This is a genomic window from Qipengyuania sp. RANM35 (assembly GCF_041021145.2).
Classification (GTDB): domain Bacteria; phylum Pseudomonadota; class Alphaproteobacteria; order Sphingomonadales; family Sphingomonadaceae; genus Qipengyuania; species Qipengyuania soli.
Window position 1 is genome coordinate 960,460 of record NZ_CM196433.1, and the last position, 13,010, is coordinate 973,469.

Below are 13,010 nucleotides of genomic sequence, written 5' to 3' on the forward strand. Positions count from 1 at the left end.
CGATGGGTGAGATCAGGCCGTTCGAACTCAATGTCGCGGAGGATGAACTCGTTCGTCTCGCAGACCGGCTCGATCAGACACGCTGGCCCGAGGCCGAGACGGTGGACGACTGGTCGCAAGGCACGCCGCTGGCTGCCCTGCGCGAACTCGTCGCCTATTGGCGGATCGAATACGATTGGCGGCGCTGCGAGGCACGGCTCAATTCCATCGGCCAGTTCATCACCGAGATCGACGGGCTCGACATCCATTTCCTCCATCGCAAGTCGTCGCGACCCGACGCGCTGCCGCTGGTCATCACGCATGGCTGGCCGGGGTCGGTGGTCGAGTTCCTCGGCATCATCGACGAACTGGCGGAGCCGTCGAATCCCGACGACATGGCTTTCCACGTCGTCGCGCCATCGCTGCCCGGGTACGGGTTCTCGGGCAAGCCGTCGGGCACCGGTTGGGGCGTCGAGAAGATTGCCCGCGCATGGGCCGAACTGATGCAGCGGCTCGGCTATGGCCATTGGGTCGCGCAGGGCGGCGACTGGGGCGCGGCGGTGACTACCGCAATCGGCCAGCTCGCGCCGGAAGGGTGCAAGGGCATCCACCTCAACATGCCGCTGGGCCGTCCGGGCCCCGACGACATGCAGAGCCAGGACCCCAAGGTCCTGCGCGCCTTCCAGCGTCTCGGCTTCTACCAGGAGTGGGACTCGGGATATTCGAAGGAACAGAGCACGCGGCCGCAGACGATCGGCTATTCGCTGGTCGATTCTCCTGTCGGCCTCGCCGGATGGATTGTCGAGAAGGTCTATTACTGGACAGACAATGGCGGATCGCCGTGGGACGCCTTGTCGATGGACCATGTGCTCGACGACATCATGCTCTACTGGCTCCCCGCGACAGGAGCGTCGGCAGCGCGGCTATACTGGGAGAGCTTTGCCAAGTTCGGGGCTGGAACGGTCGCTATTCCTGCCGGAGCAACGGCTTTCCCGAAGGAAATCCTGCCTGCCCCTCGCGAATGGGCAGAGCGGACGCTCACGCACCTCGTTTACTGGAACGAGGTGGAGAAAGGCGGTCATTTCGCCGCGTGGGAGCAGCCCGAGACCTTTGTCGCCGAACTGCGCGCCTGTTTCGGGATGATGGCCTAGCGCCAGCGCAGCCGGTCTGGATTCAACTGGCTGACCGACGTGACGCCCATCAGCCGCATTCCGCGCTCGATCTCTTCCTTTAGGATGCCGACAGCGCGCTCGACACCGGGCTGGCCGGCGGCGGCGAGGGCGTAGAGATACAGTCGTCCACCTGATGCAGCGGTGGCCCCGGCTGCGAGGCTCTTGAGGACATGGGTCCCGCGCCGGACGCCGCCATCAAGGATGATCTCGATCTCCCCGCCCACCGCATCGACGATTTCGCGCAGCTGGTCGAAGGGAGCGCGGCTGCCGTCCAGTTGCCGACCGCCGTGGTTCGATATCATGATCGCATCGGCCCCGATCTCGACCGCCCGACGCGCGTCTGCTGCGCTCATCACGCCCTTCAATGCAAACTTGCCGCCCCAGTCCTGCCGAATCCGCGCGGCGGTGTCCCAATCCATGTTCGTGTCGAGCATGGTGTTGAAATAGTCCTGGATGCTGACCGCCTTGCCCGTGCCTTCCTGCACGTGCCCGTCGAGATTGGGCAGGCGGAACTTCGGGCCGAAGACATAGTCGAGCGTCCAGCGCGGGCGCGTGGCGTAGCTCCACAGGGCCGAAGGCGTGAAGCGCGGCGGGGTGGTGAAGCCGGAACGCAGGCACCGCTCGCGCTTGCCCGAAACGATCGTGTCGACCGTCAGCGCGATCGCGTCGAACTTCGCTGCCTGGCAGCGTTCGATCATGCTGGCATTGAGGCCCTTGTCCTTGTGAACATAGAGCTGGAACAGCTTCGGCCCGCCGGTCAGCGCGGCGATCTCCTCGATCGAATGGGTTGCGAGGCTGGAAATGCCGAACCACACGCCGAATTCCTCGGCAGCCTTGGCGACGGCACGCTCGCCATCGCGGTGAAAGGCTCGCTGAAGCGCCGTCGGGCTGAGCATCAGCGGCAAGGCGCTCTTTCGACCCATGATCATGCAGGAGGTGTCGATTTCCGCGACGCCCGCAAGCACATCCGGGACGAGGTCGACATCGTCAAAGGCACTGGTGTTGCGCGCCTTGGTGATCTCGTCGTCGGCAGCACCGTCGATGTAGTCGAACACCGGCCAGGGGAGCCGCTGCCGGGCCAGCTTCCGGAAGTCGTCGATATTGTGGCAGTCGGTGAGTTTCATGCGCGCCCCAGTGCATGTTGTTCGGCTTCGCTCAGGTGACGCGGTTTTGCGATCGGCTCAAGCGTCGCGGCGTCGTAGAGTTCGCTCCGGCGACGGTCGCCCGAGACGATATCTCTGATCATCCGCCTGAAGAAGCGGCGCATCAAACGCCCCATCGAGAGCGGGCGAAGTCCGGAGGTATCGCCGGTCGCTTCATCAAGGAAGAGATGGCCCAGCGGCGCTCCCAGAGCATTGCGTCCTGCCTGATCGCAGTTCGCCAGCAGCGTTGTGATATAGGGGATGCGGCCGTTCTTGTAGGCATTGAACATCGGCGTCCCGCAACACTTCGCGTACCAGCGCAAGGTCGGGCCGTCGGTCATGTGGAGCCCCGCGAGCATCTCCTTGCCGCGATCGAGATGCATGCGTGCACATCGCGACTGGTAGAGTGCGGTGCCGCCATTGGCGTCGAGGATGCGCGCTTCCTTGCCGAAGTGCCGGACGAGGTCACGGCAATCCCTGCAGTGGCAGACGACGTGATCGCCTTCGACACTTGTCGCCTTGTCGATCGTGCCTGCAACGGCTCCGCACTCGCAGGCGAAGTTCACGGCTTGCGAAGAATCTTTTCCATAGGTCGCCCTTTGGCCAGTTCGTCGACCAGCTTGTCGAGATAGCGGATCTCGCGCATCAGCGGCTCTTCGACGGTTTCGACCTGGACGCCGCAGACCTTGCCGGTGATGAGCGTGCGATCGGGGTTCATCGGCGCTTCGCCGAAGAAGTGCGTGAAGTCGGTCTGCTTTTCGACATGCCCGTCGAGCTCGGACTGGGAATAGCCGGTCAGCCAGCGGATGACCTCGTCCACCTCTTCGCGCGTGCGGCCCTTTTTCTCCGCCTTGGCGATGTAGGCACGGTGCACGCCCGCGAAGGGCATGGCGTAGATGCGATGTCCTGCCACGCCCTTCGGGCTATCAGTTCTTGTCCTTGTCGACCAGTTTGTTGGCGCCGATCCAGGGCATCATGGCGCGCAACTGGGCGCCGGTTTGCTCGATCGGATGGGCAGCGGCAGCCTTGCGGCTTGCCTTGAGTTCAGGCTGGCCGGCCTGGTTGTCGAGCACGAAGTCCTTCACGAAGCGACCCGACTGGATGTCCTTGAGGACGCGCTTCATTTCCGCCTTGGTCTCGTCGGTGATGATGCGCGGGCCGGTCTTGATGTCACCGTATTCTGCGGTGTTCGAGATCGAGTAGCGCATGTTGGCGATGCCGCCTTCATAGAGCAGGTCGACGATCAGCTTGGTTTCGTGGAGGCACTCGAAATAGGCCATTTCGGGCGCGTAACCTGCCTCGACCAGCGTCTCGAACCCTGCCTGGATAAGGTGGGTGATACCGCCGCAAAGCACTGCCTGTTCGCCGAAGAGGTCGGTCTCGCACTCTTCCTTGAAGTTGGTCTCGATGATGCCCGAGCGACCGCCACCTACCGCGCTGGCATAGGACAGGGCGAGCTGCTTAGCGAAGCCGTTGCCACCCGACTGGCTTGATTCCTGGTGAACCGCGATGAGGCACGGCACGCCGCCGCCCTTGAGATATTCGCCGCGCACGGTGTGGCCCGGACCCTTGGGGGCGATCATGATGACGTCGACGTCCGCCGGCGGGTCGATCAGGCCGAAGTGGATGTTGAGGCCATGCGCAAAGGCAAGCGCGGTACCGGGGCGCATCTTGCCCGCCACCTCGTTGGCATAGATCGCCGCCTGGTGTTCGTCGGGCGCGAGGATCATCAGGACGTCGGCCCACTCGGCGGCTTCGGACACGGTCTTGACCGTGAAGCCGGCCGCTTCGGCCTTCTTCGCTGTGGCTGAGCCGGGGCGCAGGGCGATGGCGACTTCGCCGACGCCGCTGTCGCGCAGGTTCTGGGCATGGGCGTGGCCCTGGCTGCCGTAGCCGACGATGGCGACCTTCTTGTCCTTGATCAGGTTGGTGTCGCAATCGGTATCGTAATAGACTTGCATTGGATCCCTCGTTCTACGCGCCGGCTGCGCCGCGCATCATACCCACGATCCCCGAGCGGCCGACCTCTTCGAGGCCGAGTTCGCGCATCAGGGCGATGAAACTGTCGATCTTGTCCGGCGCGCCGGTCAGTTCGAAGACGAAACTGCTGGTGGTGGTGTCGACGACCTTCGCGCGGAACAGCTCCGCGATGCGCAGCGCCTCCACGCGGTTGTCGCCCTTGCCGGAAACCTTCACCAGCGCCAGCTCGCGCTCGACATGTGCGCCGCTCTCGGTGAGGTCGATGACCTTGTGCACCGGAACCAGTCGCTCGAGCTGGGCGCGGATCTGGTCGATCACCGGCTCCGGCCCGCGCGTCACGATGGTGATGCGGCTGATGGCATGGTCTTCCGAAATGTCGGCCACGGTCAGGCTGTCGATGTTGTAGCCGCGCGCGGTGAACATGCCTGCGATCTTGGCGAGGATGCCCGCCTCGTTGTCGACGATCACATTGAGGACGTGGCGCTCGGACGCCTGCTGGGCGATCTTCATGCCATGCGCCCCTGCCACAGTGGCTCGAACATGCGGCCTTCGCCGTCGTATTCGCGCAGGAAGTCCTTGCCGCGGCGCACCGCCTCGAAATTGTCGGTCTGGCGGGCGAGGTCGAGCCCCTCGTCGAGCAGCAGCCAGCTACCGTCGGCCTGCTTCTGCGCGACCTCCATGCCGACGAAGCGCTCGCCATTGTCCTCGAGCCAGTCGAGCAGCTGCTCGGCATCGCTACGGGTGAACCAGCAGCGGCGTTCAGCGCGCGCGGCGAATTGTTCAGGAAAGTTTGCCATCATGCCCATCACACAAGTGCCTTGGCTTCGTCGTCCATCGTGCCTTCGACGTGATCGCCGTAAAGCAGCATGTCGGTGTGCGCCGCTCCGCTGGGGATCATCGGGAAGCAGTTCGCTTCCTTTGCGACCATGCAGTCGACCATGACCGGCCCGTCATGCGCGAGCATGGCCTCGATCCCTGCGTCGAGCTGGCTTTCGTCCTCGATCCGGATGCCCTTCCAGCCATATGCCTCGGCCAGTTTCACGAAGTCCGGCAGGCTGTCCGAATAGCTGTTCGAATAGCGGCTCTCATAGGTCAGTTCCTGCCACTGGCGGACCATGCCCATGTATTCGTTGTTGAGGATGAAGACCTTCACCGGCAGGCGATACTGGCTCGCCGTGCCGAGTTCCTGGATGTTCATCTGGATGCTCGCCTCGCCAGCCACGTCGATGACCAGGCGGTCCGGGTTGCCCAGCTGCGCGCCGATCGCGGCGGGCAGGCCATAGCCCATGGTGCCGAGGCCACCGCTGGTCAGCCAGCGGTTGGGGCCGAAGAAACCGAAATACTGCGCCGCCCACATCTGGTGCTGGCCGACTTCGGTGGTGATGATCGGGTCGAGATGCTTCGTCAGCGCGAAGAGCCGTTCGATGCTCTTCTGCGGCATGATGAGGTCACTTCCCTTGTCGGGATAGGCGAGGCAGTCGCGCGCCTTCCAGCCGAGGATACGGGCCTTCCATTCGCCGAGATCGCGCGTGTTGCGTCCGCCCCATGCCTCGACCAGCTGTTCGAGCACATGGCCGCAATCACCGACGATGCCGAGGTCGACAGGGACGATCTTGTTGATGCTTGCCCGGTCGATATCGATGTGGATTTTCTTGGCTTCGGGCGCAAAGGCATCGAGCCGGCCGGTCACGCGATCATCGAAGCGCGCGCCGATGGCGACGATCAGGTCGGCTTTGTTCATCGCCATGTTGGCTTCGTAGGTGCCGTGCATGCCGAGCATGCCGAGCCAGTCGGGATGATCAGCGGGAAATGCGCCGAGGCCCATCAGCGTACTGGTGACGGGGGCGCCGGTCAGGTCCTGCAGCTTGCGCAGCATCTCCGAAGCGCGCGGACCGGCGTTGATGACGCCTCCTCCGGTGTAGAAGACCGGCCGCTGCGCCGATGCGATCATGGCGACCGCCTCGGCAATCTCGTCCGCCGCGCCGACGACGCGGGGCTGGTAGCGATGCGAGGGCAGGGGGGCAGTGTCCTGCTCGTCCCAGCTGGCAAGCGCGATCTGCACGTCCTTGGGAATGTCGACGACCACCGGGCCGGGTCGACCGGTCGTGGCGATGCGGAAGGCTTCCTCGATCGTGGCCTGCAGCCGCTCGGGGTCCTTCACCAGATAGTTGTGCTTGGTGCAGTGGCGGGTGAGGCCGATGGTATCGGCTTCCTGGAATGCGTCCGTGCCGATCAGTGCAGTGGGAACCTGCCCGGTTATCACCACCATCGGGATCGAATCCATGTAGGCATCGGCGATGCCGGTCACGGCATTGGTCGCACCCGGACCGCTGGTGACGAGAACCACGCCGGGCTTCCCGGTCGAGCGGGCATAGCCTTCCGCCGCATGGGCCGCCCCTGCCTCGTGGCGGACGAGGATGTGGCGGATGTCCTTATCGGCGAAAAGCTCGTCGTAAATCGGCAGCACGGCGCCGCCGGGATAGCCGAAGACGAACTCCACCCCCTGCCGTTTGAGGCATTCGATCAGGATGGACGCGCCGCTGCGCTCGCTACTCACAATACCCTCCGGACCCGTTTACATGGCTTGAAGTTACAAATCGGCCCGGCGCTGGGGTCTGGAGCGCCGGGCCGACTATCAGCGCTTTACCGCTGATGCGATTTCACTGTCAACCACTTTCACGCAATAAAGATACAAGAAAACTGATATCGGCAATGCTTTTGTTATCAACCCGAGGCCAGTCCTCCGGTGGTTGGTGGCGGAACCACGTGTACTGGCGCTTGGCGTACTGCCGTGTCGCCTGCTGGCCAGCGGCGATTGCTTGAGGGCGCCCAAGTTCGCCTTTGAGCATTGCCGAGATCTCGGGCACGCCGATGGCGCGCATGACCGGGAGCGCAGGATCGAGCCCGCGTTCGAGCAGCGCCTCGATTTCCTCGATCGCGCCGCGTTCCAGCATGAGTTCGAACCGGCGATCGCATCTTTCGTAGAGCCACTCGCGATCGGGCAGCAGGATCAGTGGAGCGAGATTGACGGTATCGCCGATCCCGCCCTCCTTGCGCGCCTGCCAGTCGGTGAGTGTCCGTCCTGTGGATCGCACGACCTCGAGCGCTCGCGTGGTGCGTGACACATCAGCCGGAGCGAGACGGGCCGCGGCACCGGGATCTTCCCGCTCTAGCGCAGCGCGGGCCTCGGCCTGGGGCAACAGGCGGACTTGCTCACGAATATCCGGATCGATCGCTGGAACTGGGGCAATCCCGTCGAGCAGGGTCCGCATGTAGAGGCCCGTCCCGCCGACCAGCACGGGCACGGCATCCTCATCATGCAGCGCCTCGATCTCGCGCCTTGCCGCTGCGGCCCAGTCGGCCGCCGAGCACGGTTCGGCCCCGTCCCACGCGCCGAACAGGCGATGCTCGATCCCGCCCATCTCGGTTTCGTCGGGGCGCGCAGACAGAACCTTCAGGTCGGCATAGACCTGCGCACTGTCGGCATTGATCACCACCGCGCGTCGGCCTCCGGCCTCGGACTGTTGCGCCAGCCTGACCGCGAGATCGCTCTTGCCGCTGGCGGTCGGCCCTGCAATGAGCGCGACCGGTTTCCTCGCTGCTGGATTTTCGGGAGAATTCGTCTTGTTCATCGCGCGTCTGATAGCAGACCACGCAGACCTTGATACCCGGCTCGACCGGCTGACCGGGGCTCTGGCGGACGCCGGCTCGCCGCTGGCTATGGCTGGCCTCCTGGATTCGGGCGACAACGTCCTCCAGCTATCCCTGCCGCATGGCGACAGGGCAGCTTTGACGGCAGCGATCGTCGAACATTTCGGCGAATGCGACCTCCTCGTCGCCGATCACGAAATCGAAGTCCCGCGCCTGTTCGTATCGGACATGGATTCGACCATGATCGGGCAGGAATGCATCGACGAGCTGGCCGATTACGCCGGGATCAAGGACAAGGTTGCCGAAATCACCGAACGGGCCATGCAGGGCGAACTCGATTTCCAAAGCGCCCTGAAGGAGCGCGTCGGACTGCTCGAGGGTCTGGGCGAGGGTGCAATCGACGATTGTCTTGCAGACCGCATTCGTCCGGTCGAAGGTGCTGCCGCATTGGTCGCTACCTTGCGGAGCAAGGGCTGCCGCACCGTGCTGGTTACCGGCGGGTTCCACCACTTCGCCGATCCGGTAGCAGAGCAGCTTGGGTTCGAGCGGGTAGTCGGCAATCGCCTGGCGGTGTCCGGCGGCAGGCTGACTGGCGGATTGGCCGGTCCCATCAGCGACGCCTCGACAAAGCTCGCGACGCTGGAGGAAGAGCGTGAAAAACTGGGCGAGGGTGCCCGCGTGCTCGCCACAGGCGATGGGGCAAACGACATCCCGATGATCCAGGCCGCCGATTATGGCATCGCCTATCGCGCCAAGCCCAAGGCGAGGGACGCAGCAAACGGACGGATTGCCAGCGCTGATTTGCGCGTCATCCTGAAACTCCTCGGCATTCCGCGCGGCGAATGGGTTGAATCGGTCGTTCGATAAAATTTGGCGCGCGCGTCCAATTATGTTTAACTGGTTGCGATTAGAGACCGGTTCAGAAGGGTAGCCGGAAATGAACGACCAGACGACTGTATTGCATGGAATCGAGGCCGCGAGCGACGGGACGCCACTGCGCCATCCTGATCGTCCGGTTCCCAGGTACCAGCCGCTTGTGGCTCTCAGGCACTTCCGCGAACTCCTCAAGGACAAGGAGAACACAGCGGAGGTCTTCAAGATCTATGAGGCGCTGCCCAGCAAGAACTTCATGCCCCGTGTCCGCGCCCTGATGCTGAGCGAGCAGGGTGAAACACTGCGCGAGAGCGAACCGTTCTTGCCCGCCATCCTCGATGACCACGATGCGCTCCGTAAGTTGCCGGAGGGCAGCGTTGCGCATGCCTATTGCGACTTCATGGAGCGGGAAGGGCTGTCAGCCGCGGGACTGGTCGAGGAATCGGAGAAGGCCGGCCGCCCGACTTATCCCGACCTCGTGCAGTGGTTCGGCTTTCGCCAGCGCGACACGCACGACCTGATGCACGTTCTTACCGGCTATGGGCGCGACGCCTTGGGCGAGCAGTGCGTCCTGCTCTTCACCCACGGCCAGAGCCCGGCGCATGGCCACCTGCTGCTCGGCTACGCCGGCTCGCTTCACATCAAGAAACTCGTCAAAAGCGCGGCGCCGGTGATGAAGGCCACGCGCGAGGCGCATCGCACAGGCAAGGCCTGCCCGCCGCTTGTCGGCCTTTCAATTCGTGAACTCCTCGCGAAGGATCTCGTTGAAGCACGCCGCGAGTTGAACATTCCCGACCCCCACTGGTACCGCGAATGTCACCGCATCTGGCGAGAAGAGGGGATCAATCCCTACGACTTGATGGCTGCCCGCAAAGGCAACTAGAGCCAGCTGGCAATCTGCGAGAGCGGTTTCTTTTCTAGCGCTTTTGCCGGAACCGTCGCACCTTCTGCAGGAAGTCCGGCGACCACGATCATCAACGGTTTCTCGTGGTCGGGCCGGCCGCAGATTTCGCGCAGGAAGCCCATCGGCGAAGGCGTATGGGTGAGAGTGGCAAGTCCTGCCTCGTGCAGCGTCGCGATCAGCATGCCGCAAGCGATGCCCACGCTCTCGTTGACGTAGTAGTTCTGCGTCTTGCCGTCCTCCGCGATGCCGCCTTTGCGCTGGGCGAACACGACGATCAGCCACGGTGCAGTCTCGAGGAAGGGCTTGTCGGGATCGGTACCGAGCGGGGCGAGTGCCGCCAGCCATTCCTCGCTGGCCTTTCCGGCATAGAACTCGGCTTCTTCCGCCTCAGCCGCCTCGCGGATCGCGCGCTTCTTGTCGGGGGATGAGACCACGGCGAAGTGCCAGGGCTGGTGGTTGGCACCATTGGGTGCGCTTCCTGCAGCGACGATGGCAGCCTCGATGATCTCTCGCGGGACTGGTGCGTCGGAGAAATAGCGGCAACTGCGACGCTCGATGATCTTGTCGCGGAAGGCTTGTGCCCGTGCGATGCGCTCTTCGTCGGGCAGGTGGGGTAACGAGTAGGGAACCGTCTCGTGGTCGCGCATCAACGCAATTCCTTGCGGATGACCAGCTTGAGGCCCGACCAGACATCGTCGACAGCGCATACTTTCGTGTCGACCAGGCCCATCGGCAGGCAGACCTCGCGGATCGTGTCCTCGGTAATGTCCGTCGGAACTTTGGAGGCCTTTTTCGGCCAGCTCACCCAGACCTGCCCGTCCTTGGCCATGGAGTGGCGCAAGGTCGTCAGCTTGGCTTCCATGTCGGCGCGGTCGGTCACGAAAATGTGAGCCGCATCGGGCGCGTCTTCAGGCCCCGAGACGAAGGTCAGTTCGAGTGCGTACTCGTCGATCTCGTCCTGCACGCTTTCAGGCATTCCGTCGAACCACACGCGCTGGCCGTCTCGCAACGAGAGCTTCTTGGCCAGCGGCGTGCCGGAATACCCTGAGGCCACGCCTAGCTTTCCATCCACTCGTGGAAGAAGCTGGTGTGCGCGGCCTTCATCTCGGCGATGGTCTTGCCGAATAGCGCGTCGCCGCCGGTGCGGCCGATACGGCGGAAGCCGATCGAAGCGGTCTCCGCGTTCTCGGTGCCCTTGGCGAGGGCTTCGTTGAGCGCATTGGTGTCGGGAACGGTGATGACGTAGCGTCCCTGGTCCTCGCCAAACCACCAGGCGGCCTTTGTGTATTCGTCGTTCCATTCGACGTCGGCACCAATGCCGCCGGCCATCGCCATTTCGGCGAGAGCGACCGCAAGGCCGCCGTCCGAAACGTCATGGACCGCGCTGACGAGACCGTCGGCGATGAGTTCGAGGACGATCTTGCCGGCGTTCTTCTCGACCGTCAGATCGGTCGGCGGGGTACGGCCTTCGTCACGGCCATGGATTTCCGACAGCCACAGCGATTTGCCGAGATGCGAGCGTTCCGGATCGGCGGTTGCCCATTCCTCGGCGTGGATGAGGTAAATCGCCTCGCCTTCGGCCTTGAAGGGCATGGTCATCATGTGATCGTAGTCGTCGATGATGCCGACGCCACCGATGGCCGGCGTGGGAAGGATCGCGGAACCGCCGCCGGTCGCCTTGCTCTCGTTGTAGAGGCTGACGTTGCCCGACACGATTGGGAAGTCGAGCACGCGGCAGGCGCGGCCCATGCCTTCAAGCGCATGGACGAACTGGGCCATGATCTCCGGCCGCTGGGGATTGGCGAAGTTGAGGCAGTTGGTCACTGCCAGCGGCCGCGCACCGACCGCGCAAAGGTTGCGATAGGCCTCGGCAATCGCCTGCTTGCCACCTTCGTAGGGGTCGGCGAAGACATAACGCGGCGTGCAATCGGTGCTGATCGCGAGTGCCTTCTTCGTGCCGTGGACGCGGACTACGCCCGCATCGCCGCCGGTCTGGAGCGTGTCGGCACCGACCTGGCTGTCGTACTGCTCCGAAATCCACCGGCGCGAGGACAGGTTGGGGGAGGCGAGCAGCTTGAGCAGGTCGCCGCCGACGTCGTCGGTGTCGGGCCGCTCGGTCATCGGCTTGATGCCGGCCCAGGCGGTGTACTCTTCCTTCGACATGTAGGGGCGATCGTATTCGGGCGCATCTGCGGCGAGCGGGCCGAGCGGGATGTCGCAGACAACCTCGCCGTTGAATTCGAGCACCATGTGACGGGTGTCGGTGACTTCACCGATAACCGCGAAATCGAGTTCCCACTTCTTGAAGATGGCTTCGGCCATGGCTTCCTTGCCGGGCTTGAGAACCATGAGCATGCGCTCCTGGCTCTCGCTCAGCATCATTTCGTAGGGCGTCATGCCCTCTTCGCGGCAGGGCACCTTGTTCATGTCGAGCCGGATGCCGGCCTTGCCGTTGGTGGCCATTTCCACCGACGAGGAGGTCAGGCCCGCCGCACCCATGTCCTGGATCGCGACGATGGCGTCGGTCGCCATCAGTTCGAGGCAGGCCTCGATCAGCAGCTTCTCGGTGAACGGATCGCCGACCTGCACGGTCGGGCGCTTTTCCTCGGCATCCTCGCCGAAATCGGCAGAGGCCATGGTCGCGCCGTGGATACCGTCGCGCCCGGTCTTGGAGCCGACATAGACGATCGGGTTCCCGACCCCCGTCGCGGCCGAGTAGAAGATCTTGTCCGCATCGGCGACACCGACGGTCATCGCATTGACGAGGATGTTCCCGTCATAGGCGGGGTGGAAGTTGGTCTCGCCGCAAACGGTGGGCACGCCGACGCAATTGCCGTAGCCGCCGATCCCTGCGACCACGCCCTTGACGAGGTGCTGCATCTTCGGGTGGTCGGGCCGCCCGAAGCGCAGCGCGTTGGCGTTCGCCACCGGGCGCGCGCCCATGGTGAAGACGTCGCGCAGAATTCCGCCGACGCCGGTCGCCGCGCCCTGGTAGGGCTCGATGTAGCTGGGGTGGTTGTGGCTCTCCATCTTGAAGATCGCCGCCTGCCCGTCGCCGATGTCGATCACGCCGGCATTCTCGCCCGGACCGCAGATGACCCAGGGAGCTTCCGTGGGCAGCTTCTTCAGGTGCAGGCGCGAGGACTTATAGGAGCAGTGCTCCGACCACATGACCGAGAAGATGCCAAGCTCGACCAGATTGGGCTCGCGGCCGAGGGCGTGCAGGACGCGCTCGTATTCTTCTTCGGAAAGCCCGTGCTGGGCAACGATCTCGGGGGTGATCTGGGACTCGATGGTAGCCATGCGCGC

General features: G+C 64.0%; 14 protein-coding genes. 3 read left to right on the plus strand and 11 right to left on the minus strand.

Going from position 1 to position 13,010, the window contains the following annotated elements:
* The first annotated feature begins 2 nt into the window (after positions 1–2).
* A complete protein-coding gene (locus RAM60_RS04835; RefSeq protein WP_369025346.1) occupies positions 3–1,130 on the plus strand; it encodes an epoxide hydrolase family protein in 1,128 nt (375 codons plus the stop codon).
* Here RAM60_RS04835 and RAM60_RS04840 read toward each other — a convergent pair.
* The 8 genes from RAM60_RS04840 to miaA all read right to left on the minus strand — a co-directional run bounded on the left by RAM60_RS04840 (position 1,127) and on the right by miaA (position 7,905).
* Positions 1,127–2,275 carry an alpha-hydroxy acid oxidase gene (locus RAM60_RS04840; protein ID WP_369025345.1) on the minus strand — a complete coding sequence of 383 codons (1,149 nt, stop codon included), beginning with the start codon at positions 2,273–2,275 and terminating at the stop codon, positions 1,127–1,129. The two genes, RAM60_RS04835 and RAM60_RS04840, sit on opposite strands and share 4 nt — an antisense overlap.
* The gene (locus RAM60_RS04845; protein WP_369025344.1) at positions 2,272–2,859 is read right to left on the minus strand and encodes a DUF6151 family protein; all 588 of its coding nucleotides are present in this window, start codon (positions 2,857–2,859) and stop codon (positions 2,272–2,274) included. Before RAM60_RS04845 ends, RAM60_RS04840 begins: the two co-directional genes overlap by 4 nt.
* Entirely contained in the window at positions 2,856–3,206 is a 351-nt protein-coding gene (locus RAM60_RS04850; RefSeq protein ID WP_369025343.1) for a DUF2200 domain-containing protein, read from the minus strand. Before RAM60_RS04850 ends, RAM60_RS04845 begins: the two co-directional genes overlap by 4 nt.
* A 13-nt stretch (positions 3,207–3,219) precedes the next feature.
* Positions 3,220–4,254 carry a ketol-acid reductoisomerase gene (ilvC, locus tag RAM60_RS04855; RefSeq protein ID WP_369025342.1) on the minus strand — a complete coding sequence of 345 codons (1,035 nt, stop codon included), beginning with the start codon at positions 4,252–4,254 and terminating at the stop codon, positions 3,220–3,222.
* A gap of 13 nt (positions 4,255–4,267) precedes the next feature.
* On the minus strand, positions 4,268–4,783 hold the full coding sequence (ilvN, locus tag RAM60_RS04860; protein WP_200983676.1) for an acetolactate synthase small subunit: 516 nt from the start codon (positions 4,781–4,783) through the stop codon (positions 4,268–4,270).
* The gene (locus tag RAM60_RS04865; protein WP_369025341.1) at positions 4,780–5,079 is read right to left on the minus strand and encodes a hypothetical protein; all 300 of its coding nucleotides are present in this window, start codon (positions 5,077–5,079) and stop codon (positions 4,780–4,782) included. The genes ilvN and RAM60_RS04865 overlap by 4 nt, the downstream gene beginning before the upstream one ends.
* On the minus strand, positions 5,079–6,830 hold the full coding sequence (gene ilvB / locus RAM60_RS04870; RefSeq protein ID WP_369025340.1) for a biosynthetic-type acetolactate synthase large subunit: 1,752 nt from the start codon (positions 6,828–6,830) through the stop codon (positions 5,079–5,081). Before ilvB ends, RAM60_RS04865 begins: the two co-directional genes overlap by 1 nt.
* Positions 6,831–6,939: 109 nt before the next feature.
* A complete protein-coding gene (gene miaA / locus RAM60_RS04875) occupies positions 6,940–7,905 on the minus strand; it encodes a tRNA (adenosine(37)-N6)-dimethylallyltransferase MiaA (RefSeq protein WP_369025339.1) in 966 nt (321 codons plus the stop codon).
* On the opposite strand from miaA, the gene serB reads away from it, so the two are divergent.
* Together serB and RAM60_RS04885 are read left to right on the plus strand one after the other, a co-directional pair.
* Positions 7,898–8,791 carry a phosphoserine phosphatase SerB gene (gene serB, locus RAM60_RS04880; RefSeq protein WP_369025338.1) on the plus strand — a complete coding sequence of 298 codons (894 nt, stop codon included), beginning with the start codon at positions 7,898–7,900 and terminating at the stop codon, positions 8,789–8,791. The genes miaA and serB overlap by 8 nt on opposite strands.
* Positions 8,792–8,861: 70 nt before the next feature.
* Positions 8,862–9,680, plus strand: coding sequence for a Coq4 family protein (locus tag RAM60_RS04885; protein WP_369025337.1), 819 nt, complete (start codon positions 8,862–8,864; stop codon positions 9,678–9,680).
* On the opposite strand, the gene RAM60_RS04890 is transcribed toward RAM60_RS04885, so the two are convergent.
* Genes RAM60_RS04890 through purL form a run of 3 tightly spaced genes read right to left on the minus strand, consistent with a single transcriptional unit; the run spans position 9,677 to position 13,004 of the window.
* The gene (locus RAM60_RS04890; RefSeq protein ID WP_369025336.1) at positions 9,677–10,348 is read right to left on the minus strand and encodes a nitroreductase family protein; all 672 of its coding nucleotides are present in this window, start codon (positions 10,346–10,348) and stop codon (positions 9,677–9,679) included. The genes RAM60_RS04885 and RAM60_RS04890 overlap by 4 nt on opposite strands.
* Complete coding sequence (locus RAM60_RS04895; protein WP_369025335.1) at positions 10,348–10,755, minus strand: DUF3052 family protein; 408 nt, start codon at positions 10,753–10,755, stop codon at positions 10,348–10,350. Before RAM60_RS04895 ends, RAM60_RS04890 begins: the two co-directional genes overlap by 1 nt.
* Positions 10,756–10,757: 2 nt before the next feature.
* The gene (gene purL, locus RAM60_RS04900; protein ID WP_369025334.1) at positions 10,758–13,004 is read right to left on the minus strand and encodes a phosphoribosylformylglycinamidine synthase subunit PurL; all 2,247 of its coding nucleotides are present in this window, start codon (positions 13,002–13,004) and stop codon (positions 10,758–10,760) included.
* Positions 13,005–13,010: the final 6 nt, after the last annotated feature.

What these genes read in the sequence shown, in the direction of transcription:
- ilvC (WP_369025342.1), bottom strand. Translation starts at nt 4,254, where the DNA reads ATGCAAGTCTATTACGATACCGATTGCGACACCAACCTGATCAAGGAC.
- RAM60_RS04885 (WP_369025337.1), top strand. Translation starts at nt 8,862, where the DNA reads ATGAACGACCAGACGACTGTATTGCATGGAATCGAGGCCGCGAGCGAC.
- RAM60_RS04835 (WP_369025346.1), top strand. Translation starts at nt 3, where the DNA reads ATGGGTGAGATCAGGCCGTTCGAACTCAATGTCGCGGAGGATGAACTC.
- miaA (WP_369025339.1), bottom strand. Translation starts at nt 7,905, where the DNA reads ATGAACAAGACGAATTCTCCCGAAAATCCAGCAGCGAGGAAACCGGTC.
- RAM60_RS04890 (WP_369025336.1), bottom strand. Translation starts at nt 10,348, where the DNA reads ATGCGCGACCACGAGACGGTTCCCTACTCGTTACCCCACCTGCCCGAC.
- RAM60_RS04840 (WP_369025345.1), bottom strand. Translation starts at nt 2,275, where the DNA reads ATGAAACTCACCGACTGCCACAATATCGACGACTTCCGGAAGCTGGCC.
- ilvN (WP_200983676.1), bottom strand. Translation starts at nt 4,783, where the DNA reads ATGAAGATCGCCCAGCAGGCGTCCGAGCGCCACGTCCTCAATGTGATC.
- RAM60_RS04865 (WP_369025341.1), bottom strand. Translation starts at nt 5,079, where the DNA reads ATGGGCATGATGGCAAACTTTCCTGAACAATTCGCCGCGCGCGCTGAA.
- purL (WP_369025334.1), bottom strand. Translation starts at nt 13,004, where the DNA reads ATGGCTACCATCGAGTCCCAGATCACCCCCGAGATCGTTGCCCAGCAC.